The sequence below is a fragment of the Bifidobacterium sp. AGR2158 genome (assembly GCF_000424225.1).
Lineage (GTDB): Bacteria > Actinomycetota > Actinomycetes > Actinomycetales > Bifidobacteriaceae > Bifidobacterium > Bifidobacterium anseris.
On the sequence record NZ_AUJM01000011.1, the window covers coordinates 488,067 to 511,311 of the forward strand.

The 23,245-nt window shown below is 64.7% G+C and carries 18 protein-coding genes and 4 tRNA genes; 4 read left to right on the top strand and 18 right to left on the bottom strand.

Translation table 11 applies throughout. From position 1 onward, the window contains the following. Positions 1 to 916: 916 nt before the first annotated feature. Positions 917 to 1,006, bottom strand: a tRNA-Ser gene (locus G606_RS0102520). 224 nt (positions 1,007 to 1,230) lie between these two features. On the opposite strand from G606_RS0102520, the gene dinB reads away from it, so the two are divergent. Next, positions 1,231 to 2,505 (top strand): DNA polymerase IV, encoded by a 1,275-nt coding sequence (gene dinB, locus G606_RS0102525; RefSeq protein WP_026644648.1) that lies wholly within the window; start codon positions 1,231 to 1,233, stop codon positions 2,503 to 2,505. 50 nt (positions 2,506 to 2,555) lie between these two features. Here the strand turns inward: dinB and dapC are convergent, their stop codons facing one another. From dapC to G606_RS0102580, 11 genes are all read right to left on the bottom strand, one after another. Beyond that, entirely contained in the window at positions 2,556 to 3,722 is a 1,167-nt protein-coding gene (dapC, locus tag G606_RS0102530) for a succinyldiaminopimelate transaminase (protein ID WP_026644649.1), read from the bottom strand. 423 nt (positions 3,723 to 4,145) lie between these two features. Then, the gene (gene fdxA / locus G606_RS0102535; protein ID WP_024540987.1) at positions 4,146 to 4,469 is read right to left on the bottom strand and encodes a ferredoxin; all 324 of its coding nucleotides are present in this window, start codon (positions 4,467 to 4,469) and stop codon (positions 4,146 to 4,148) included. A 74-nt stretch (positions 4,470 to 4,543) separates the two neighbouring features. Further along, a complete protein-coding gene (locus G606_RS09610) occupies positions 4,544 to 6,136 on the bottom strand; it encodes an amino acid permease (RefSeq protein ID WP_081663899.1) in 1,593 nt (530 codons plus the stop codon). A gap of 245 nt (positions 6,137 to 6,381) precedes the next feature. Beyond that, positions 6,382 to 7,632, bottom strand: a complete 1,251-nt coding sequence (locus tag G606_RS0102545; RefSeq protein WP_026644650.1) for an FAD-binding protein — start codon at positions 7,630 to 7,632, stop codon at positions 6,382 to 6,384. Between the two features lie 162 nt (positions 7,633 to 7,794). Then, the gene (rpmG, locus tag G606_RS0102550; RefSeq protein ID WP_022858912.1) at positions 7,795 to 7,965 is read right to left on the bottom strand and encodes a 50S ribosomal protein L33; all 171 of its coding nucleotides are present in this window, start codon (positions 7,963 to 7,965) and stop codon (positions 7,795 to 7,797) included. A 52-nt stretch (positions 7,966 to 8,017) separates the two neighbouring features. Next, positions 8,018 to 8,091 (bottom strand) — tRNA-Met (locus tag G606_RS0102555). 4 nt (positions 8,092 to 8,095) lie between these two features. Beyond that, positions 8,096 to 8,167, bottom strand: a tRNA-Thr gene (locus G606_RS0102560). Between the two features lies 1 nt (position 8,168). Further along, positions 8,169 to 8,250: transfer RNA gene (locus G606_RS0102565), tRNA-Tyr, on the bottom strand. A 351-nt stretch (positions 8,251 to 8,601) separates the two neighbouring features. After that, positions 8,602 to 8,895 (bottom strand): co-chaperone GroES, encoded by a 294-nt coding sequence (groES, locus tag G606_RS0102570; protein ID WP_026644651.1) that lies wholly within the window; start codon positions 8,893 to 8,895, stop codon positions 8,602 to 8,604. Between the two features lie 273 nt (positions 8,896 to 9,168). Next, positions 9,169 to 10,428, bottom strand: a complete 1,260-nt coding sequence (locus G606_RS0102575) for a hypothetical protein (RefSeq protein ID WP_026644652.1) — start codon at positions 10,426 to 10,428, stop codon at positions 9,169 to 9,171. A gap of 21 nt (positions 10,429 to 10,449) precedes the next feature. Further along, entirely contained in the window at positions 10,450 to 11,133 is a 684-nt protein-coding gene (locus tag G606_RS0102580) for a GNAT family N-acetyltransferase (protein ID WP_026644653.1), read from the bottom strand. Between the two features lie 100 nt (positions 11,134 to 11,233). Between G606_RS0102580 and G606_RS09615 the strand changes: the two genes are divergently transcribed. The 3 genes from G606_RS09615 to G606_RS0102595 all read left to right on the top strand — a co-directional run bounded on the left by G606_RS09615 (position 11,234) and on the right by G606_RS0102595 (position 13,414). Next, a complete protein-coding gene (locus G606_RS09615; RefSeq protein ID WP_081663939.1) occupies positions 11,234 to 11,881 on the top strand; it encodes a 5-formyltetrahydrofolate cyclo-ligase in 648 nt (215 codons plus the stop codon). Between the two features lie 187 nt (positions 11,882 to 12,068). Continuing rightward, on the top strand, positions 12,069 to 12,254 hold the full coding sequence (locus tag G606_RS0102590) for an FmdB family zinc ribbon protein (RefSeq protein ID WP_026644654.1): 186 nt from the start codon (positions 12,069 to 12,071) through the stop codon (positions 12,252 to 12,254). Between the two features lie 344 nt (positions 12,255 to 12,598). Further along, positions 12,599 to 13,414 (top strand): SAF domain-containing protein, encoded by an 816-nt coding sequence (locus G606_RS0102595; RefSeq protein WP_026644655.1) that lies wholly within the window; start codon positions 12,599 to 12,601, stop codon positions 13,412 to 13,414. Here G606_RS0102595 and G606_RS11115 read toward each other — a convergent pair. The 6 genes from G606_RS11115 to rplJ form a co-directional block, all read right to left on the bottom strand. Beyond that, on the bottom strand, positions 13,411 to 13,560 hold the full coding sequence (locus G606_RS11115) for a BAG family molecular chaperone regulator 5 (RefSeq protein ID WP_101671605.1): 150 nt from the start codon (positions 13,558 to 13,560) through the stop codon (positions 13,411 to 13,413). The genes G606_RS0102595 and G606_RS11115 overlap by 4 nt on opposite strands. A 227-nt stretch (positions 13,561 to 13,787) precedes the next feature. Beyond that, on the bottom strand, positions 13,788 to 17,414 hold the full coding sequence (locus tag G606_RS0102605) for a helicase (protein ID WP_026644657.1): 3,627 nt from the start codon (positions 17,412 to 17,414) through the stop codon (positions 13,788 to 13,790). Between the two features lie 7 nt (positions 17,415 to 17,421). After that, entirely contained in the window at positions 17,422 to 19,401 is a 1,980-nt protein-coding gene (locus G606_RS11380) for an FHA domain-containing protein (protein WP_051198372.1), read from the bottom strand. A gap of 606 nt (positions 19,402 to 20,007) precedes the next feature. Beyond that, the gene (locus tag G606_RS10655; RefSeq protein WP_155802724.1) at positions 20,008 to 20,850 is read right to left on the bottom strand and encodes a CTP synthase; all 843 of its coding nucleotides are present in this window, start codon (positions 20,848 to 20,850) and stop codon (positions 20,008 to 20,010) included. A 718-nt stretch (positions 20,851 to 21,568) separates the two neighbouring features. Further along, entirely contained in the window at positions 21,569 to 21,949 is a 381-nt protein-coding gene (gene rplL, locus G606_RS0102620; protein WP_024541000.1) for a 50S ribosomal protein L7/L12, read from the bottom strand. A 115-nt stretch (positions 21,950 to 22,064) separates the two neighbouring features. Continuing rightward, positions 22,065 to 22,586 (bottom strand): 50S ribosomal protein L10, encoded by a 522-nt coding sequence (rplJ, locus tag G606_RS0102625; RefSeq protein WP_024541001.1) that lies wholly within the window; start codon positions 22,584 to 22,586, stop codon positions 22,065 to 22,067. Between the last annotated feature and the right edge of the window lie 659 nt (positions 22,587 to 23,245).

Sequence of the window (23,245 nt, forward strand, 5' to 3'; positions counted from 1 at the left end):
GCTGGGCAGGCTGGGTGTGCCGCGGCGCGTCATTCGAGGCGGCCGCAGTTGCCGTGGGGTCGATATGTTCCGTCATGCGTCCCACTGTAGCGCCTGCGGGTCCGTCAGCCCCGCACCAACCCCTCAGCAGCCCCTCAGCACTGCGCCGGCGCAGACCGCTCGGCGAGCTGGACGGCCGCCGCCGTACGTCCACAAGCGCATGCGTCCCGTTTCATCGCCCGCGTCAACAACCCCACCCGCAAGCAGGCTCAATTGCGGGTCGAACCGTCGACAGCCCCGATGAAGCGGGACGGAACGGGACGGATCGTCGTCGCGAGCGATGAACCGCCCCGAGAACCGGCCGAGCTCCGGGACGAAACGTCGATAGCCCCGATCATCCGACCCGCGAACAGGCCTGATTGCGGGACGAGGCGTCGACGGGGATGACGGAACGGACCGCTTGGATGGGATCAGTTGGGTAGATTGCGAATGGGGCGGCTGGTGGGAGGATGGCAGACGGCGCAGGGGCGAAAAATCGGGTACTCGCGCGCGTTGGATGGGGGCAGCCGTTGCCGTCTCATGAAACTGTCCATGAAAACGTTGCACGATTTGCAAGGATTTGCAGAACGTACTACAGTGACGAATCGAGGCTGTGGACAAAGGCGTACCGCGGCTTCATCTTTTCGGTCAATCCCCCACGCAGTTACACGGTCAATCTGCACAATCGATCACCACACGCCAGAGCACTACACGGTCAATCACCACACAACTGTTCACCATACAGCCGATTCCCCACTGCGGTCAGATCGTCCCACAGCCAGGTATCGGCAGCACCCAGTGCACCACAGCAGCGCCCAGTCCAACTCGGCGGCGGCTGCCTCAGCCCACCGGCCCGAACAACGAAAAAGTCGAAACCATGATCGGTTTCGACTTTCATTGGCGGAGTCAGAGGGATTCGAACCCTCGAGCCGCTAACGCGACTAACACCTTAGCAGGGTGCCCCTTTCGGCCACTCAGGCATGACTCCACGTCGCACTTCATAAGCGCAACAGGTTGTAAGCATAGCAGCCCTCCCCGACCAGCACAAATCGCCGTCCCATTGCGTGTTCCCCCCCCCCGCTCGCAATCACCGACAATCGCCCGCAATCCCGCTCCCGCGTTCCCAACGCCGCGCCACCGAACTCGAATCTTCCCACGCCACACCGCGGCCTCCGCTTCCATTCGAACAAATGTTCCATTAGAATACGGTGCATGAGCACAGCACCACGCATCGCCGCCGCCAAGCGCGACTGGGGCCACGACGCACGTGGCTGCACGGTGCTGCACATCGACATGGACGCGTTCTTCGCGTCGCTTGAGATCGCGCGGCATCCCGAACTCGCAGGGCGTCCGGTCATCATCGGCACCGGCAACCGCGCCGTCGTATCGGCGGCGAACTACGAGGCGCGCAAATACGGCATCAACTCGGCGATGCCGGCGTCGCGCGCGCATCAGCTGTGTCCCAGCGGCGTCTTCCTGCCCGTCGACCACCACTACTACAGCCAGGTCTCACGCGACATCTTCGGCACGATCTTCAGTCGCATAACCGACCAGATCGAGCAGGTCTCGGTCGACGAATGCTATATGGACGTCGCCGGCGCGCTGCTCGAATGGGGTTCGCCGCTGCACATCGGCGTATGGCTGCGCGAACAGGTGCGCGCACGCCACAGCATCACCTGCTCGGTCGGCGTCGCGTCGAACAAACTCGTCGCGAAAATGGCGTCGACGAACGCGAAACCAGACGGCATGCTGCTCATCCCGGTCGACCGTCAGGCAGAATTCGTGCAGATGATGCCGTTGCGCGGCATCCCCGGCATCGGCCCCGCGCTCGAACGCCGCCTCGGTGAGCACGGCATCGACTCGGTGAAGTCGCTTGCCGAACTCGATTTACCGCTGCTCGAAGGCATCACGGGGTCGCGCATCACCGCCGAACGGCTCTACAACGCGGCGCGTGGCCTCGACGCGCGGCCGATCGTCACGCACGCGCCGGAGAAATCAATCGGTGCCGAACACACCTTCGCGCAGGACGTAAGCGACGCCGCAAGCGTATGTGGGCTGCTGCGCCGATGCTGCGACGACGTCGCGTCCACGCTGCGGCGCAAAGGGCTCGTCGCGCGCACGGTCACCGTGAAACTGCGGTTCCCCGACCTGAGCATCTCGACGAAATCATTGACGATTGAACAGCAGACCGACGCCGCGAGCGCATTGCTGCCGGTCACGCTCAAGCTGCTGCGCGCGATGCTCGGCGTGCCGCCGGATGCGACACCGACGCGGCTGCCGCGCGCGATCCGTCTCGCCGGCATGTCGGTGAGCGGGCTGAGCGACCGCGCGACGACGGTCATCCAGCCGACGCTCGACGACATGCTCGCCGAAATCGGCGACGACGGGCACGACTCGACGACACAGACGCGGCTGCGCGGCGCCGAGAAGGCGCTCGACGCAATCCGCGGTCGTTTCGGCTCAGACAGCGCGCAGCTCGGCATCTGAACGACGCGAGGCGGCCGAGCCAGCCGCAACGACCCAGCCAGCCGCAACAGTCACAGCGTCGCGGCCGCGCGCAGTCTGCCGACGGCCGCCGCGACGTCCTCGTCGCTCACGGTCGTCGAGAAACGCAGATAGGCGCCGTCGCCGTAGAACTCGCCGGGGCTCGCGATAATGCCGATCGACGCGAGGTCCTCCATGTCCTGCCAGCAATCGCCGGATCGCGCCTTCACCCACACATAGAGCGCGCCCCGCGGCATCGACGCGTCGTAGCCGTAGGCGCGCAGCCCGTCGACGAGCGCCTCGAGCCGCGCATGGTAGCGATTGTGCTGCAGACGCACCTCGTCCCTCGCGCGCAGTCCGGCCATCATCGCCGCCTGCACGGGGCCGGGGACGATGAGGCCCAGCTGTTTGCGCAGGTTCGTCATGTCGTGCACGATCGCCGCGTCGCCGGCGATGCATGCGGTGCGGTAACCGGCCATGTTCGACTGCTTGCTCAGCGAGTACAGCACGAGCACGCCGCGCGCGTCGCCGTCGCATACGTCGGCGCGCAGCGCGCACGGCGAACCCACGAGATCCCGTTCGAGCATGCCGTCGCCGTCGTTGTCGTCGTTCCACGTCATCATCGCGTAGCATTCGTCGGACAGCACAACGGCGTCGATCGCGCGCGCCGCCTCGACGATCGCATGCAGCTGCGCCGCGTCGAGTGTTGCGCCGGTCGGATTGTTCGGCGAGTTCACCCACACGGCCTTGACGCCCGGCACGTCTTTCCATGACGCGACGTCGGCGACGTCATCGACTTTGAGCACGGTGGCGCCGGCGACCTGGGTGCCGATCTCGTAGGTCGGGTAGGACACGCGCGGTTGGACGACGACGTCGCCGGGGCCGAGATGCAGCAGCGACGCCATCATCGCGACCGCCTCTTTCGAACCGACCGTCGGCACGACGTCGGCCCCGATCTGGGCGAGTTCGACGTCGCGGCAGGTGCGGAACCATTCGTGCAACGCGGCGCGCAGCTCGGCGGTGCCGACCGTCGCCGGATAGCCGTAGGCGTTCACGGCGTTCGCGGCGTCGGCGAGGGCGACGCGCACGGCTTCGGGCACATCGTCCGCCGGGGAGCCGATTGACAGGTCGATCATGCCTCCGGCGAATTCCCGAGCGCGTTCCTTGTACTGCGCGATGCGCGACCAGTCGTACGGCGACGAATAATCATGGAATCCCATCTCACGCTCCTTGCTTTCGCATGTTCGGCTGCTGCCGACGATTATTGTCCCCGTCGTTGACGAGGTTCGCGAGGCCTCGCCGACGGTATCTGCGCTGAGGGAGAGCAACTTCTCGACAAATGCCGAGTATCGGCCCAATCCGGCCTTGATTTTCCAACGATCCGCGAGGCCATACTCGCCGATATCCGAGATGCTGCTCTCCCTCAATGCAGATACGCCACGCGAATCCATGCGGGACCGCGTTCAGACACCCTGCGACCGGTTGAGACCGGCTCGAAACCGCTTCCAGACGCCCTGAACCCTTTCACAACCATCCCCAACCGCACAACACCGCCCAGCGCACAAAAACGGTCCGCGGATCTCCCGTTGGACGGGAGATCCGCGGACCGTGCGCTTGTCCTGCGGTTGAGATCAGGTTGAGACTCACGCGCCGTTCTGCGGCGGCAGCTCGGCGACGCGCTTCGGATCCTTGCCGATCGGTCCGGCGGCCTGTGCGCCGCCGAGATCGCCCACTTCGGCGAAGAATTCGATCGCCGCGTCCTTGTACCACTCCCACTGCGGTGGCAGATCGTCCTCATAGAAGATCGCCTCGGTCGGGCAGACCGGCTCGCAGGCGCCGCAGTCGACGCATTCGTTCGGGTTGATGTACAGCGAACGCTTGCCTTCGTAGATGCAGTCGACCGGGCATTCGTCGACGCATGCCTTGTCCTTGACGTCCACGCAGGGCTGGGCAATCACATAGGCCATCTGTGTCCTCCTTACAATTCCGTTCCCAGACTACCGCGAGAGTGCGGCCGGGCAAAGTCGACGCGCGGGCCCGCTCAGCGTTCCTCGCGTCGGCGTTCGGCCTTCGCCTTCGCTTCGGCCGTCTCGTGCGCCGTCTCCTCAAGCTGGCTGATGCGCTGCTCCTTGTCGAAGCGTTCGAGTTCGGCGTCGAGTTCGCCGGTGCCCAGGCGCGCATGGCTGTAGCTGTAGGTGAAGTAGATGATGAAGCCGACGACGAGCCAGACGAGGAAGCGGATCCATGTGAGCACGGTCAGGTTGAGCATGAGCCAGAAGTTCGCGAGCGCAACGAGGATCGGCACCCACGGGTTGCCGGGGATGCGGAACGTGCGCGGCAGGTCGGGGCGCTTCTTGCGCATGATCGGGATTGCGAGCGCGACGAGCGTGAACGCGGAAAGCGTGCCGATGTTGACCATGTCGGACAATACATCGATGTTGAAGCAGGCGGCGACGAGCGCGACTACAACGCCGACGACGATCTGCAGCTTCGCCGGCGTGCCGTGCTTGCCGGTGCGCGAGATCTCGCGCGGCAGCAGGCCATCGCGGCTCATTGCGAAGACGACGCGCGTCAGGCCGAGCAGCAGCACCATGACGACGGTCGCCAGACCGAGCACGATCGCGAAGCTGATGATCTTGGCCGCCCAGTCGGCGCCGACGAGTTCGAATGCGGTCGCGAGCGAGGGGCTGTCCACTGTCGCGAGCTGCTTGTAGGAGACCATGCCGGTCGTGACGATCGCGACGAGCACATACATGACGATGACGAGCAGCATGCCGACGCCGATGCCGAGCGGCACGTTGCGCTTCGGATTCTTCGTCTCCTCGGAGGCGGTGGCGACAACGTCGAAGCCGATGAACGCGAAGAAGACGAGCGCGGCGCCGGACAGCACGCCGGACCATCCGTAGATCGTCGGCCTCATGTGCGTGATCCACTGCCACAGCGGCTGCGCCATGCTGCCGCCGAGTTCGCCGTGCTGCACATGATCCGCTGGTTCGCTCGGTGGCACGAACGGCGTGTAGTTGGCGGCCTTTATGTAGAAGAATCCGACAACGACGACGAAGACGACGATCGCGATCTTGAGGATCGTCATCGCGCCGTCGACGCGTGCGCCGATCTTCGTGCCGAAGACGAGCAGCACGGTGAAGAATCCGACGATGATGATCGGCGCGATGTCGAGGTGGAAGGAGCCGAAGCTGAGGTTCGTGTTCCAGTCCAGTCCCATGAGCCGCATGAAGTCGTTGAGGTAGACACCCCAGTATTTCGAGATGACAGAGCCGGCCATGAGCATTTCGAGGATGAGGTCCCAGCCGATGATCCACGCCATGATCTCGCCAATCGTCGCGTAGGTGAAGGTGTACGCGGAGCCGGCCACCGGCATGATCGACGCGAATTCGGCGTAGCACATGACGGCCGCGCCGCAGACGACGCCGGCGATGATGAAGCTGATGATGACGGCGGGGCCTGCATGGAAGGCGGCGGCCTGCGCCCCCACCGAGAAGATGCCGGCGCCGACGGCGACGGCGACGCCCATGACGGCGAGGTCCCACCATCCGAGGCTGCGTTTGAGCGAATGTCCCGTCTCGTTCGTTTCGGCTATGGTTTGTTCGACTGACTTCGTCCTGAATATCTGCACAATGCCACCTTGTTCGCGTTCCTACTCTGTACATGCAGCTGGCGCTCATGAGCTTTTGGCGTAACCTGCGAACAGGCGATGGTTGCCAGATACGCAGCCTAAGTGTAGGACGGCCCCCGCGCACCGTTCACTGTGAGCAAGATTCCCCGATACGAAACGCGCATCCACACGGTTTTTCCGTGCAGATGCGCGTTAAGTGCGGCAAAACGTGCCGGCGGACGTCACTGTTCGTCCGGCGCGCGCATTCAGGACAGCTTCGTGTTGACCATGACCGGCTCGGGCACGAGCGTCACGTTGAACTGCTTGCGCACGCCGTCGCGGATCGCCGATGCGAGCGCGACGATGTCGCCGCAGGTCGCGCCGCCGCGATTCGTGATTGCGAGCGTGTGCATGTCGGAGAGTGCGGCGCGCGCGTCCGGCGACACGCGGTAGCCTTTGTGGAAGCCGGCGTGGTCGATGAGCCACGCGGCGGACAGTTTGACGCCGGTCGAGCCGTCGGGCAGCGTCGCCGGATACTTCGGCGAGTCGTCGGGCAGCGCGGCGGCGACGGAGTCGTCGACGATCGGGTTCATGAAGAAGCTGCCGCAGCTGTGGCGGTTGTAGTCCTCGTTTTCACCGGTCGTCGCCTGCATATGTTCGTCGATGACGTCGGCGGGCGCATCGTGCGCCGTCACGTAGCGCTGCTGGGCGCGGATCGCGCGTTCGACCGCCTCCGGGCGTTTCTCGTCGACCATGATCGGCAGACGATAGCGCGTCGCGTCCTCGAGCATCGCCTTCGACGCGCGCACGTCAAGCACGGCGTCGCGCAGTCGGGAGATCGGGATGCGGTCGGAAAGGTTGACGCCGAGCACCTTCGCGAGCTGCGGATAGTTGACGGAGCCGGTTTCGGTGTGCGTGAGCGCGAAGGTCACGGACAGCACGATGTAGCGTGGCGACGGATAGTATTCCTCGTTCGGCACGCCCGGCGCCTTGTACATGCTCGTCTTGAGCAGGCTCGAACGGTAGCCGAACTGCATTTCGACGTTCGACAGCGTCTTCGTCTGCCGATCCTCGCGGTCCCACACTTCGACCGATTCGACGCTCGTCGCGACCTCCTGGCCGTAGGCGCCAATGTTCTGCACGACGCTCGCGCCGACGTTGCCGGGAATGCCCGAGAGTCCTTCGATGCCTTCGAGGCCGCGTTCGACACAGAACGCGACGAGGTCATCCCAGTTGCAGCCGGCTTCGGCGGTCACGTGCACGGTGTTGTCGCCGTTCTCGACCGGATCGGCTTCGTCGGGCACGGTGATGAGGCGGCGCGCGTCGCGCAGCACGAGGCCGTGGAAGTCGTCGTCGGAGGCGAGCAGATTCGAGCCTCCACCGATGACGCACACGGGGATGCCGTGGGTGTCCGCGTGTTCGATCTCCTCGATGATGCTCGCGCGCGTCGTCGGTTCCATGAAATGATCGATATTGCCACCTACGCCGATGGTGGTGAGCTCTGCGAAAGTAGTCATGACTCCCACAGTAACAAAAAACGCGACTGCCGGGTCGGGTTCAGCTGCCCACAATAATGCAGGCGGCGCGCCCAACAAGGGCGACTGCGGCGCAGACTGCGCGGCGGCCGGGAAACGAAAAGAGCCCGACCGCAATGGTCGGGCTCCCACAAGTCTATGTGCTCAGCGGGTCTCGCGATGAAGCGTCTGCTTGCCGCAACGCGGGCAGAACTTCTTCAGTTCGAGACGATCGGGCGTGTTACGACGATTCTTGGTCGTGATGTAGTTACGCTCTTTGCACTCGGTGCATGCCAGCGTGATGCCCGGACGAATGTCTGCGCTCTTGCTTGCCATTTGGTTCACCTCTTGTTGTCGAATATGTGGGCCGGTTTCCCGGCCCTTATAGTAGCGAGAAAGAGACTCGAACTCTTGACCTTACGATTATGAGTCGTACGCTCTAGCCAGCTGAGCTATCCCGCCAGAGAGCCTCGAGTGAGAATCGGACTCACGACCTCTTCCTTACCAAGGAAGTGCTCTACCACTGAGCTATCGAGGCGTGGCGGATAGTGGATTCGAACCACTGAAGCACGAAGCGCCTGATTTACAGTCAGGTCCCTTTGACCGCTTGGGAAATCCGCCATCGTTTTCGGTTGAGGTTCAACCGGCAACTTGGCTAGTATGCCACGGGAGGGTAACTTTCCGCAAATCTCGGCGTGTCGCGTTGCCATTCCTCGGTTTTCGCCCAGTCGGCGAACGTCGGCGCAACAGCCTTCTCGCGCGCGGCTACCGGCCGCACATAGGGCTCAACAGCAATCCGGCGCCGCTCTATTCCCGTGTTCTGCCGCACGCGCGTCGCGCCGCCGGCACCCCCGCTGGAGCTGTGCCGCTCCGCGCCACCTTCCTCCCCCGATACGCGAAGACCCCGCGCGTCACAGGGACACACGGGGCCTTCGCCAACGCGGCACGCGCGGATCGCGCGGCCGGTGCGAATCAGGCAAGCACCGCGAGCACGTCGCGCGCGGCCACGATGAGGTAGTCTTCACCCTGGTAGTGCACTTCAGTGCCGCCGTACTTCGAGTACAGGATCTTGTCGCCGACCTTGACGTCCATCGGGATGCGCTCGCCCTTCTCGTCACGACGGCCCGGGCCGACGGCGAGGACTTCGCCCTGCTGCGGCTTCTCCTTGGCGTTGTCCGGGATGAACAGGCCCGAAGCGGTCTGCGTCTCGGCCTCGGCCTGCTTGACGATGATCTTGTCTTCCAGTGGAATGAGCGGGAACGACACGACGTACCTCCTCTTTCTGCATTGCTGCATGCAACATATCGTTACGGTTTCGCTCGGGAACGAATACGTCAGGCGGCTGACGATTCACTTGCCGCACCCTTTCCGTTGCGCTAATCGTCTATCCTAGCGCGACCGGTAGCACTCTGCCAACTCGAGTGCTAACGCTGTGAGAGAAACCGTTGCCGGACAACGAAAAACACCGACCGAATCAGTCGGTCGGTGTCAGTCGATGGTGATCGATGCGTGGCTCGGGACGGAACCATCGTGCGCAAATCAGTTGCCGCGGCGCGCGAGAATCGATTCGAGGCTCGATCCGAGCGAATCGCTCGTCTCGTCCGGTGCCTCGACGGTCGCGTTCCGCTCGCTCTCGTGGAACGCGACGGAATCGTTGATCTGCGACGGCGCGGCAGCCTCCTCCTTCGGCGTGTCGTTGGCGTCCGCAGCCGAATCCCCAGCGGCGGCCGACTCAGCGGCCGATTCGGCCGATGCGTCGACGGCTGCCGCCGCCTTCGGCTCGGCTTTCGCGACCTGCTTCGTCGACTTGATCTCGAGGCTTTCGGGTGCCTGCTGCGGATGTTCGATGCCGTTGCGCGGCGCACCGAGCGAGAAGGAGATCAGATCCTGATTGATCGCCATGTCGAAGGCGTCAACGGCGGACGCCGGCGAGACCTCGGACAGTTCGTTCGTCTCGTCGGGTGGATAGGCGTTCATCTCCTCGCGGACGACGAGCTGCGCGTGCGCGGCGCCGTCGGCGTCCATGCTCGTCTCGACGCGCGCGGCGGTCTCCTCCGCCTGCACGGCGACCGGCTCCGCCTGCACCGCGGCCGCCGCCGCATCCTGCGCGGCGTGGCGGCGCGCGAGCGCTTCCGCCTGCTCGACGCGCGCCTGATGCAGCGCGCGACGGATCTCACGTTGTTCCATGACGTCGGTGCGCGTTTCCTCGCCTGTCTCCTGCGCGGCTTCGACGGCCGCGGGCTGCGCGGCGGCGGCCGCTTCGGCCTGACGCTTGACGGCCTGCGGACGCATCCGCTGCCTGCGCCGGTGTTCGCGTTCCTTCGCGGCGACTTTCGCCTCCCATGCACGCGCCTGCTTGGACGCGTGGATGCCGAGCGCGCAGACGAGCGCGAGCAGCCCCGCCGGGACAAGCGTGTACCACGGGCTGAAGTGCAGCACGAAGGCGAGGACGAGGACGACGACGGAGGCGGTGAGCAACGCGCCGGCGATCAGTTTGCGGCGATGCGCGGCGGCACGGCGCAGCTTGCGTACATTGGCCACGTACTCGCGGTATTCGCGGTATGCACCGTGTTCCTTCTGCGTCGCTGGCATTATCGCCCCTTTCGTCTTCGGCGAATCGGCATCGTTGAACGTCGTGCCGCTTTGCTCATCCACCAGATGCAGCGAAGCGGAGTATCGGTCCGAGCGGTGCTTCATCACTGTCTTCATGCCGTCGACCGTCTTGCGTGGCAGCCATATCGCCATGATGATTCCGACCATCACCAAGATCACGATCGTGCTCAGTGATTCGTAACCCATAGTTCTTAAGAATAAAAGAATTTAGGACAATGAGGAAACGCGTCCGCCGGGCGTGTCGCCAAGCAGACGGCGGGCGAAACCGCCGGGCGCATCGTCGGCGAGCAGACTGTACGTTTCGTGGTCGCGCCACTGTCCGTTAATGTACATGTATTTCCTTCTGATTCCCTCGTATTGCGCGCCTACCTTCTGCACGACGCGGCGCGAACGCTCGTTGCACGGCACGAGATCGATCTCCACGCGATGCAGCCGCGGACCGTCCGGGTCGAGCATCGCCCAGTCGGCGAGCATCGCCACGGCGAGCGGTGTGAATCCCCTGCCGGCGTAATCATGGTCAATCCAATATCCGATGATGCCGCTGCGCATCGCCCCGAGCATGATCGCGCCGAGCGAGATCTGCCCGACGATGCGGCCGCCGTATTCGACGACGAACACGATCGCCGACCCCGAGCGTTCGTCGCGCCGCTGCATGCGGATCCACTGCGGGAACGTGACCGGGCGGTGGCGTTCGGGATCGTTGGAATCCCACGGCTCAAGCCATGCGGCGTTGCGCATGCGCACCTGATCCCATTCGGCCTCGTCGGCGGCCGTCATCGTGCGCAGGCGGATCGCCGGCGCATCGGCCGGCGCGAGCAGCGTCAACGGCGTGCGGAAGGCGTTCGTTTCGTCGCGCCGCATCGCGTCGCGCAGGGTTCGCAGAATCGTCACGCCCTCCATTGTCGCACTCGGGCGCGCGTATACCACATCCGCCGTCCCATCTCACAATACGCGCAACCCGACGGTGACGCCGACATGGTAGAACATGACCATGGCGCATACGACACAGCTGAAGCCGACGATCGACGAACGCAAACGTGAGCTCCGCCACGAGCTGCTCGCGCAACGCCGCTACATGACGGCCTCGGAACGCATCGCCGCCGGCGAACGTTGCGCCGACGCACTGTTCGCGCTTCCGCTCTTCTCCCGTCCGCGCACGACGCCGCTGACGATGGCCTGCCATGTGTCGATGGGCACCGAAATCAGCACATTGCAGATCCTCAACGAGGCGGCCGCACGCGGCATTCATCTGCTCGTGCCGCGGCTCGGCTCGGGCAACGAGGTTGGCTGGTCGCGGCTGACGTCGCCCGAGGAAGTCGCCACGCTGCGGCACGAACATGCCGGCGGCCACGGGCGCATGCCGCATCCCGACGAGCCGCATACGGCTGTGTTGCCTCCCGAAACGCTCGGCGAGGCCGAGATCATCGTGCTGCCGGCGCTCGCCGTCGACCGTGAAGGCGGCCGCCTCGGCCGCGGCGCCGCATGGTACGACCGCGCGCTCGGGTTCGCGCCTGCCTCCGCCCAGCGCATCGCGATGTGCTGGGCGTCCGAATTCGTCGACGAGCCGCTGCCGACGCAGCCGCACGACGTGCCGGTCGACGCTGTGCTCACGCCGCGGGGTCTCATCTTCATCCAGTGACGTTCATCCAATGACCTTCATCCAATGACTGCGGCGGCTCGCTTCTGCGCGTCCCGCCGATTTCTTCCCCTCCGACTACGCCTACGGTGGATGCTTTTCCCCGTTCATGCACACATGTGAGTAGTCTCTGGGGATTAGGACGAAACGATATGCGCTCGCGCGAACGCGCACACCCGAAAGGAGCATCATGCCCGTCTACCATTACCGCTGCAAGCATTGCGGCTACGACTTCACCGAACATCAGTCCTTCGACGACAAGCCGATCACCGTCTGCCCCAAGTGCGGCGAGCCGACCGTGCACAAGGTGTATTCGGCCGTCCCGATCACCTTCAAGGGCAGCGGCTTCTACCGCACCGACAAGGGCTCGAAGTAAGCCGTCGAGTTCTGCTCAGGCCACCGTGCCGCCCGTTCGCGGGCCACGGTGGCCTTGTCGTATCCGGCGACGTCGTGTCTGGCGGTGGATTCGGCTGTAGATTCATCAGCGGATTCATCGACCTGTCCATCACAATCGACTTTCCACAGTGCGTAACAACCGTTGTGGATAGCCGTTGCGTTCATCCACACCGATGTGGATACGATGTGCACTGAGAGCGAACAATCTTCACAATCCACAGCTTTTCACGGCGTGTCGTCCACATTTGGCCGACGACACACCCTTCCGGTCACATACCCCGTTCCGGCTGGACACCGCCGGAGCACCGGACGCATCATGCTGCCATGATGCGACTGTTCGACTTCAGCGCCCGCGTCGGCCATGACGCGAAAGCGCGATCAGACCACCGGCGCACGCTGCGCGGCCGCCGTCTCGACCGGCGCGCCCGCAAGCTGCTTGCGGCCTGCTGCGCCGCGCTCGCCGTCCTGTGCATGCTCGAATGCGTCGTCACGGCGACGGCGACGCGCAACGTGCTCACCGCTTCCCGTCAGATCCAGGCCGGCGACGCCGTCGTCACCGCCGATTTCACACCGACGGCGATTCCGGTGAGCGATGCGCTCAACGGCGCCGTCGAACGGCTCGACGACGTGACCGCCTACGCGCTCATCGACATCCGCAAAGGCGACGTGCTGCTGCCGACGATGCTCGGTTCCACGCCCCAGGTTGCGCCGGGGCACACCGTCATCGACGTGCGTCTCGGCGAACTCAGCCAGCCCTTCGCGCCGGGCACGCATGTGCGACTGACGGCGGCGACCGGCTGCTCCCCTCCCACCGAGAGTGCCGACGAAGCTGCCGACGCAGACGAAACCGCTGACGGCAAACGCACAGCCGGCGAGGCAGGCATCAGCAAATCAACAGACACAACCGAATCGAAAGGAGGCACCAATGAATCAGAAAACACGACCGAATCAGCGGATGCCGCCGCGGACGACACGGGCGGCCTGTGCACGGTCAGCGCCGCCGCAATCGTCATGGGAACACCGCGCGACGACACGGCGACCGATGGGCGACTGACGCCGATCGCGATGAGCGCGAACGACGCGATGCGCACATTGCGGGCGCAGGAGAACGGGCCGGTCCTCGCCGTGCGCGCCGATTAGCGGCCGCGCTCCGCGAACACGCCCCAATGCGGCGGCAGCTCGCCAAGGATGCGACGATCGTCGTCGGCCGCGCGCTGCTCGCGCGTGCGCATGTCGCCGGCTTCGAGCTTGACGCCGTCGGCGTCGAAACGCTCGGTGCCCTTCATGACGACGCGGCGATGACGACGCGGCGTGCGCCGCTCGGCGCTGTACGCCGGCGGCTGCGCGGCGGACGATATGGCCTTGTTTGCGACGTCCGAGGCAACCACGGCATCCGAGGCAACCATGGCATCCGAGGCAACCATGGCGTCCGCAGCGCCGGCGGCGTCCACGGCAGCGGCATCAGCGTCACTATCGTCGGCGCCGCCATTGAAGACGCGGATGACGGCGTCGTTCATCGCTGCGCCTCCCGATACAGCGAGTCGAGCTGCGCGACGACGCGGTCGACCTCCTTGTCCGGGTTGACGAAGGCCGCGACGCTCCAGATCGTCATGACCGACCAGCCGAGGCCTTCGGTGTCCTGTTCGAGGATGCGATGACGTTCGCGCGTCGACTGGATGCCCATGAACTGGGCGTCGTCGGTGAACACGGCGAGCACATACGGCTTGTCCTTGCGCCCGACGACCATCGGCAGCCTCGTGCCGTCGTCGTAGCCGTAGTCGACGGCCACGTCGAGGCCGCGCTCGCGGATGCGCGCGGCCAAATCGGTGAGCAGCACGTTGTCCGCGTCGGGCCTGCCGACGGCCGCGATCGGCGTCTCGTTGCCGAGTCGGCGCGCCCAGACGAGCAGCGTCTTGAGCATCTTCGGGCCGGCGTGGTGCAGGCGGTCGTCCTCGAGATCGTCGGCGCTGAACGCGCTGACGATGTCGATGTTGTGGTCGGCGAGCGCGAGCGCGTCGAGCAGCATGCCCTTGCCGCCGTCGCTTTCGAGCGCGCCGAACTGCTGCAGCAGACGGCCGTGCGACGTCTTCGCGTAGCTCATCGACAGAATGACGTCGGTCGCGTGCGCGCCGGCGACATCGGTGATGTCGATGATGCGCACGTGCCGCAGGAATCGTCCCATGATCTCGCTGCGCGACGCGAGCGCCTTGAGTTCGGCACCCAGACGCGTGCGGAAGGTCGGCGTCATGCAGACGACGGTCAGGATGTAGCTCGGCGGCACGGATGTGAAGGTCTGCGCGCGGCGCGTGATGAGGTTAACGATTTCGTCGATCTCGCCCTGGCTGCTTTCGACGAGTCCGCTCGCCATGATCGGCACGCCGGTCGCCTCGATCTGGTGGAACACGACGTGTCCCTGTACGCCGTCGCGCGTCACGTCGTGGCTGACCTTGCCATAGCCCTGCGCTTCGAGGAAACGGTTGACGCGCGGGTCGCGGCGCGACGGATGCGGCGCGACGGTGACGTGCGGCAGCAGCGAGACGAGCGTACGCACGCTGTCGGAGGTGATCGTCTGCTCATGGGCGAGGACGACGACCTGACGCGCGCGGCACAGGATGTTCAACAGCAGAATCGACGGCAGATGCGCGGCCGCATCGACGATGACGACGTCGGCGATCGGCGTCGGCTTCGTGACCGAGGCGAGCGTCGCCGGCGTGCTCATGATGACCGGCTTCGCGGCGGCGAGGATCTCCGGATGGTCGTGGTGGATGCGGCTCAGCGAAATGCCGCTCGAGCCGGCGAGCACCGTGTGCAGCATGTTCGCTTCCTGTGTGCGCGCGAACAGCAGGTCGCACAGGCGGTGCATCGACTCCTGCATGATCATCGGGCCGACCGAGCGCACATGCTCGGTGTCGACCTGCACGAAGCGGTCAGATGCGCTTTGCAGCGCCGAACCGTCCTGATTCGAGATGATCGCCGACGAATGGACGATGTCGTCGAAGACCGTCGTCCACCAGGCGAGGCGCAGCTCGTCGCGCACGGCGTCGACGGCGACGTGACGCTTGTGCAGGTCGTCGACGAGGCCCGCGAGGCCGGCGGCGTCGAGTTCACGTTCGAGCGTCGCGCGTTCGGGCAGCGTGTCGAGTGCCTTACGGTCGTCAAACAGCGCCTTGAGACGTTCCTCGACGGCGTTGAAATCGGTCGTCTGCAGATCGCCGCCGTCGGGCGTCGTCGCGAGCACCGTGTCGAGCGCCGTCATGTTGGAGACGAGTTCATCCTGCGTCGTGATGATGTCGTCGAGCTTCGGCGGCAGCACTGGCCAGCCGCCGTGCGGCACGAACAGTCGCCACTGCTCGGCCTGACGCTGCACGACGCACAGCGCGTCGTGCAGGTTCTCGACCTGCGCGCCGACGCGCAGCAGGCTCTTCGCCTCCTTGACGTGGCGGCGGCGTTCCCAGAAGCCCATCGTCGAGCCATCGGATTTGCGGTCCTGCTTCGGTTTCGTCGCCTCGATCATCAGATCGATGTCGCGTTCGAAGATCTCCGGCTGGAACACGTCGAGTACACGCCGCAGATTCTTGAGCACCGTGACCTGACGTCCCCATTCCTGCGCCGTCGTCGGCACCGAGAAACCGCAGGTCTTCACGGTGTTCGCCACCTGCTCGCGCGTCGCCGGCAGCAGCGTGCGCAGCATCGTCACAACGCGCTGGTAGGCGCCGATCGCCTCGTCCTCGCTGTAGAGGGAGGCCTTGTACCACGCGGTGTCCTTCGCGTCGATCGTGTATTCGCCGAGCTCGCCGGCACGTTCGAGCTTGGCCGCCCAATCGTCGAGCGACGGCCCGATCGCCTGCGCGACCTCCTTCGACAGTCGCACATGCGTCGACGGATGCGTCGGCAGTTCGGCGATGCTCGCAAGGTTCTGGATCGTCTGGTAGGCCGAGACGCCCCACGTCTTGTTGACGCCGTGCAGATCGCCGAGGTAGCGCGTCAGCCGCGAGCGCACGCCGACGAGTTCGTCAGCGAGCTGTTCGAAGCGGGACGTCGCGACGCCCTGCTGATAGCCGACGGCGCGGATGAGCTGATGGTCGATCGCGGCGTTCGCGTTCGGATCAGCCACGTCGAGCACCTGCCCGTTGAGTTCGTTCGCGCGCATGATCGACAGGAATCGACGCTTCTGATCGGTCACGCACGGCACATAGAGCACGGAACGGCCGGCCATGATGCAACGCGAGGCGATCGCGGCGGCCTGTTCAGCCGTGTCGGTGTCCTCGGAGCCGTCGACGAACAGCGAATGGCCGGCGGCGGCCATGTTCGCGGCGTAGCGCACCGTGTTGTCGACATCGCCGATTTCGTATTCGGAATGCGGGTCACCGTCGAAGGGGCTGAAGGGCGGCATCTGCTCGTTGCTCAATGAACCACGGGCTGCCGGGTAGCCGGCGAGCGCGTCGAGCATGACGTTGCCGCTCGGTCCCTTCGCGAGATGGTCGATGATCATCTGGCTTTCGACGAGGATCTGCGTCGACGGGTCCATGAAGCAACCGAGGATGATCTGCCGTTCGATTGAGAAATCGGGGAAGACCTGCCGCGCGGCCTTCGAGATCGCGGCGAAAACGGCGGCCGTCTCCGGCGTGCCGGACGCGTAGTTCGAGCCGTCGAACAGCTGACGTTCGTCAAGGCGGACGCCGTGTTCGCGCATCGCGGCAAGGAAGGACGCGTTGAGGCGCACATGGCCGGTAAAGCTGATCGTCGTATGGTGTTCGACCGGATTGCCGTCGCGCACGACTTCGACCGGGTAGAGCAGCACCGGCATCATGTTGCCCTTCCACGTGGCCACGCCGACGACAAGCGAAAGCTCGGCGACGCCGCTGATGCGCCGTTTCGCGCCCTGATCGTCGAGGACGCGTTCGACGCGGCGTGCGGCCGTGCGCAGCATGCCGCTGTCGCGGAACAGCGAATGCAACGGCGCGCTGCCGCGGGCGAACAGCTGGGAGATGCCCGACGGGTGCGCATGCGTGAGGTCGACCTGCGCGGTCAGTTGCGCCACATCCTCAAGCGGCGAGGGCACGAGGTTTGCCTTGAACTCCTCGCGCCACCGGCGCAGCTCGTCGAGCGCAGCGCTCGTCTGGGTGGAATTGTCCGTCATCTGCTGCTCACTTTCCTACTGCCTTGCGGTAGTCCTCATATCCCGGGTTGCGGCTCAGCGCCTCGTCGATGTCCGCGTTCGACTGCGCGGCGAGCCATTCGTACAGGTCATCGTACAGCGTCGGGTTCATCGCGAGGAACGGCAGCAGCTCCGCGTGGCGCGCCATCTCGAACTGTTCGGTGAAGTCGTCGGAGCGGCGGGCGTCGTCGGAGGTGTAGCCGTCAACCTCGATGAGTTCCTTCGGCTTGTCGAAATCGCCGTTCGCGACACGTTCGAACACCGACCCCGGCTCGAAGGCCGGCGTGAAGGTCTGCGTTTCATCGAGCGGCTGGGCGTCGTCATCGTGACGGCGGAAACGGTCGTATGCGTCGTCGGCTGGCGTGGTTGCGGTGGTCGGCGCGGCTGTGTTGGTCGGCACGGTTGTATTGGCTGGCGTCGCTGTGTTGACCGGCATCGCTGCGTCGGTCGTCGCGGTCGCTTCGGCCACGAAATTCGTCTGATGCGCCGGCGCGGCGACCTCGATCGGCACCGTCGCATCGGCCGCCGACGGATTCCCGGTCGTCGCGAAGTTGTCGGGAGTCGTCGGGTTTTCGGTGGTCGACGCATTGTCGAAGGTCGCAGCATTGTCCGCGCCCTGCAATGCCGATTCGATGACGTCGAAGTGCAGCGCGTTGCGCTGTGCGGTGAAGGCGTCGGAAGACGTCGGCTGCTGTTCGGGCGTCGGCTCGGTCGGAATCGCGACGTTGACGAGCGGCACCTGCGACGCCGACGTCTGCACGTTCTGCGGCTGCATCATCGGCTGCTGCACCGCGATATGCGAGGCGTCGACCAACTGCGTCGGCTGCGCCGGATCGGGCATCTGCTGTGCAACCGGCTGTGCAGGCTGCTGAACTGGCTGCATCGGCTGCGCAGACTGAACCGGCTGTGCAGTCGGCTGCATCGGCTGCGCAGACTGCTGCACGATCGGCTGCTGCGGCTGCATCGCGACGCCCGCACGCATCGACGTCTGCCAAACGCTCGGCTGCTGCTGCGGGCTCGCAGACTGTGTGTAATCAGGCTGCGCATTGTCAGATTCAGACTGCGGACGAATCGTCGTCGAGATCGACGGTTCGCCGTTCGCGGAGTTCGTCGGCGACACGGTCGGCGAAACCGGCTCGCGCGTCGCGCCGATGACCGGCTCCGACGTCGGAATGCTGAGCGAGGGAATCGGTCGATGCTGCTGCGCGAGCTCGGAGACGCTGACGAGACTGTCGGCGTTGCGACGGTCGGCGTGACGCGGACCGTCGTGCATGCGCGGCACGAACTCCTCTTTCTTCGCGGCCGGCTCGTCAATCTTGCCGGCGGCGACGTCGTGCGCATCGGCGAACAGGTCACGTGGCGCCGCATCCTGCGCGTCGTCGTCGTTCGCATCGTTCACGGCAAGCGGATTGAGCGGCGACGAGAACGGCACGAAGGTTTGCTGCTCCGACTGACGCAGCTCCTTCGCGCGCGAACGCACCTGCCCGGCGTTGAAGATGTCGGTCGGCTCGCCGGCGCGCAGGTTGAGGATATCGTCGATCGACATGTCGGCGACTTCGGGTTCGCTCGGCTGGTTGTCGAGCGCGTAGTCGAAGAGGTTGGCGACGTCGTCGTCCTTCGACGTTGTGTCGTCATCGATGAAACGCACGAAGTCGACGGGCACGTCGCCGAACTGCAGGCGCACCGTGTCGTCGTTGAGCGCGAAGTCGGAGCCGCCGGGAAGGCGCACGAGTTCGTTGCCGGGACGCACGAGGAAGGTGCCGTTCGTCGAGTTGAGGTCGCGCAGGATCGCGTTGCCGTCCGATTTCACCGAGAATTCCGCATGTCGTTTCGACATCGAACGCGTGTCGTCGAGGATCTCGATGCGGCGCATGCCTCCGCTCGGCACCGGACGCAACGGCTTGCGGCCGATCTCCACGGTTTGCCCTGTTTCGACGCTGGCCAGATCCGAACCGTCAACACGTATCATCCATTTCGTTGTCGTTCGTTGATCTCCGCTCACCGTGGGACCTTCCTTTCGCCGTTGTCCGCTCGATGCGCCGCGCGCGCGACGGTGCTTCACCGAGAAGTACGCATACTGAACAACATTTTACGCGGTAGTTCAACAAATCGCCTGTTTCCCACCCGATGAAGCCCCCATTATCGCACAGAGCTGCACCCGTGCCTCGGCCGCAGCAGGTCGAATCATCGCCGCCGTCGACAATCCGCCCCGCAATCAGGCCCATTCCCGGGTCGATCCGCCGCCCGCGCCGACAACCCTACCCGCAATCCGGCCCTTTCCCGGCCCGAGCTGTCGCCCGCGGCGATGAACCCTCCCGCAACGACCCACCCCGTCGACGCTGTCGACGAACCGACCCGCAATCAGGCCAATTTGTGGGCCAAACCGTCAACTACGGCGACAATCCGACCCGCTACGACCCGACCTGTCAGTGACGTCGACGAATCGACCCGCAAACCGGCCCGTCTCCGGGGCGAACCGTCGACACCGTCGACAACCCGACCCGCAACCACCCGCGTTTCCGTACCGAATCATCGACCTGGCCGACAAAACTGGCCGCCGCACTCATCCGCACGGTCATGCCGCCTGCTGCACCATCGGGACGCCCGCTTCGGCGAGCCTTCTCGTCAGCTCCCAACGATCGGCGAGGTCCTCCCTCCTGATGCGGATCACCGTGTGCACGCCGGCGCGTTTCAGCCCTTCCGTCCGTTCGCGCTCATCGTCGATGATGCCGCCAAGCGTACGCCCCTGCGTCATCGACGGATCCGTATACTTCACCAGCCCGTCGAGCTCGACGACGATGAGCCTGCCATCGGCCGTCCGCCATAGATAATCAACACGGTAGCGCCGCCCCGTCTGCGGATCGACGAATTCCACCTGCTGCGCCGGCGGCACGAATCCGCATTCGATGAGCACGGCGAATGTCTTCGCCTCTCCCCCGTTCTCCGCATGCGCATTCGCGTACTGCAGCACCTTGCGCAATCCGTCGTTCATCAGCCCGTCCTCCACCGCGCACACCATGACCAGTTCCGCCCGCACGCCTTTGCGCAGCGCGCAACACGTCAGTGTCGTGCCGTCGACGAACGACATCGTAGCGACGCACTCGGCAACCGTCTGCGCAAGTGGCGTCACACGCACGCCATCCACGACCACGCTGCGCACATGCGCATGATGCCTCCTTTCGATGTGTGCGCTGCTGCGACGGGTGCCTTTCGGCTCACAGATGACGGTAACGGTGAGATCCTGCAGAATCCGCCGCACAACCTTGTACTCGAGCCACAGACCATGCATGCATGCCGCGGCCACGCCGCCGAACACCCAATCCGGATGCCACTGCGCAAGCGCGCGCACCACATATTTGAGTTGGTCGACCGGCTTGAGCGACGCCCACAGCTCGGCCCGTATGAACAATCCGGGCATCGGCGACTCGATTTCGCCAGTCCTTACCCGGCGCAGCAACGCCTTGTGCGCGGGATTGCTCGTTGGATGCAAGCATCGGCGTTCCCGCTCGGCTTCATCCAGCTGACGATTCATTTCGGCGTGATCTCGCATGTGCCGACTCCTTTGCCTACACGATTACTGACCTGCCTCACGCTATCTGCGCCGACCATCGCCACGCCAGCTGCGACGACCCATGTGTACGGACGCTCCGGTTATCCACATTCCGCGGTTGGCAGACCATCGTCGCCGCAATTCGGCCCTGTACCTAGCGGAACCCGCGATCACGCCGTCTTTTCCGTCCCGATTCGTTACTCCCCCCGACGAAACCACCCGCTCCACCCGCGTTTCCGTACCGTTCCGTCGACACCGTCGACGATTCGACCCGCAACCACCCGCGTTTCCGTACCGAACCCTCGACACGGTTGATAAACCGACCCGCTCCGTCCCGGTTCATCGGCGCCGTCGACAACCCGACCCGCAAACAGCCGCGTTTCCGTCTCGAACCGCCGACATGGTAGACAACCCGACCCGCAAAACAGGCCAGTTCCGGGACAACCTGTCGGCCCTGTCGACGAACCAACCCGCAGACCATGCCCAGGCCAACCGATCTCCCCCACAACGCAGGAGTCCCCTGCAGTCCGCGGACTGCAGGGGACTCCCACAAAGCATCTGTGATGTGCGGCTTGAGCCGCGCGAATCACTTGAGCTCGACGGTGGCGCCAGCTTCTTCGAGCTGAGCCTTGGCCTTCTCGGCGTCTTCCTTCTTGGCGTGCTCGAGAACCGGCTTCGGAGCGCCGTCGACGAGGGCCTTCGCCTCAGCCAGGCCGAGGTTGGTGATGGCGCGGACAGCCTTGATGACCTGGATCTTCTTGTCGCCAACGGCGGAGAGGATGACGTCGAACTCATCCTTCTCTTCCTCAGCCGGGGCAGCGCCCGGAGCGGCGGCGGCAGCAACGGCGACCGGAGCGGTGGCTTCGACGTCGAACTTCTCTTCGAAGGCCTTGACGAACTCGGAGAGCTCGACGAGGGTCATTTCACCGAAAGCTTCGAGGAGCTCATCCTGGGTGAACTTAGCCATTATGGCTTCCTTTCAATCGTGGCGCACGGCGATGTTGTTTCGTGTGCCGCACACCTGAAATTTATCTGTTTTCCGTTTTTCCGAACCGATTGCTATGCGGCGAACCGCAGGGCGATCAGGCGGCCTTCTCCTGCTTTTCGCGCAGGGCGTCGATCGTACGAACGACCTTCGTCGGCAGCGCGTTGAACAGACGGGCGGCCTTGGACATCGTGCCCTTGAGCGCGCCAGCCATTTCGGCAAGCAGTTCCGGACGAGACTTGAGGTCTGCGAGCTGCTTGGCACCCTCGGCGTCGTACACGGTTCCGTCTGCGTAACCGCCCTTGACGATGAGGGCCTTGTTGGTCTTGGCGAAGTCACGCAGCGTCTTCGCAGCCTCGATGAAGTCTCCCTGGACGAAGACAACCGCGGAAGGACCCTTGAGCATCTCGTCGAGACCCTCAATGCCCGCTTCCTTGGCGGCGATGCGGAACAGCGTGTTCTTAGCCACAGTGTAGGAAGTATCGCGGCCTAGCTTTTCGCGCAGATCGGAGATCTGCGGAACGGTAAGCCCGCGGTACTCGGTCAGGTAGACCGCGTCAGCGTTACGGAAAGCTTCCGTAAGCTCGGCGACCACCACTTCCTTTTCGGGCCTCTTCATGGCGTTCCTTCCTAAGTCGGCCGTCGATTGTGAGGCGGAACGCTAAGCCGGGCAACAAAAAAGCCCTGCGCACAGGCAGAGCGGCATCCATCCTCGAATACTCAAGGAACTATGTTTCTCAACCTGCGCTGGCTTGGCGAACCAAACTTCGTGAAGCCGTGAACGACTTCCAACCAACGGTCTGTGGTTTACAAGAGTGATAATCTACCGACTTCCTACGACATGACCCGACCCCGGCGTGTCGCCACCGCCCCACACCGCCGACACGCATGACACCCCACCCGCAACAAGACCCATCTCCGTCCCGATCCGTCGGTCCCGTCGACGAACAGACCCGCAGCGTCCCATTCCGTCAACCACGTCGACAACCCCGACCACAACAGGACCCATTTCCGTGCCGGTTCGTCGAACCCTCGACGAACCCGCCCGCTCCGGCCCGGATCGTCGACAATCTCGACGAACCGACCCGTAAAGCAGCCCGCTTCCGTACCGATCCGTCGGCCCCGTCGACAAACTCACCCACTCCGGTCCGTACCGTCGGCCCCGTCGACGAACCGGCCCACAAACCGCCGCGGCTCCGCCCCATCACACCTCGCCACCCGCCGATACGGCCCCATTCGCCCGCCCATCCATGCGCCCCATCCGGCGCGCCACACCGA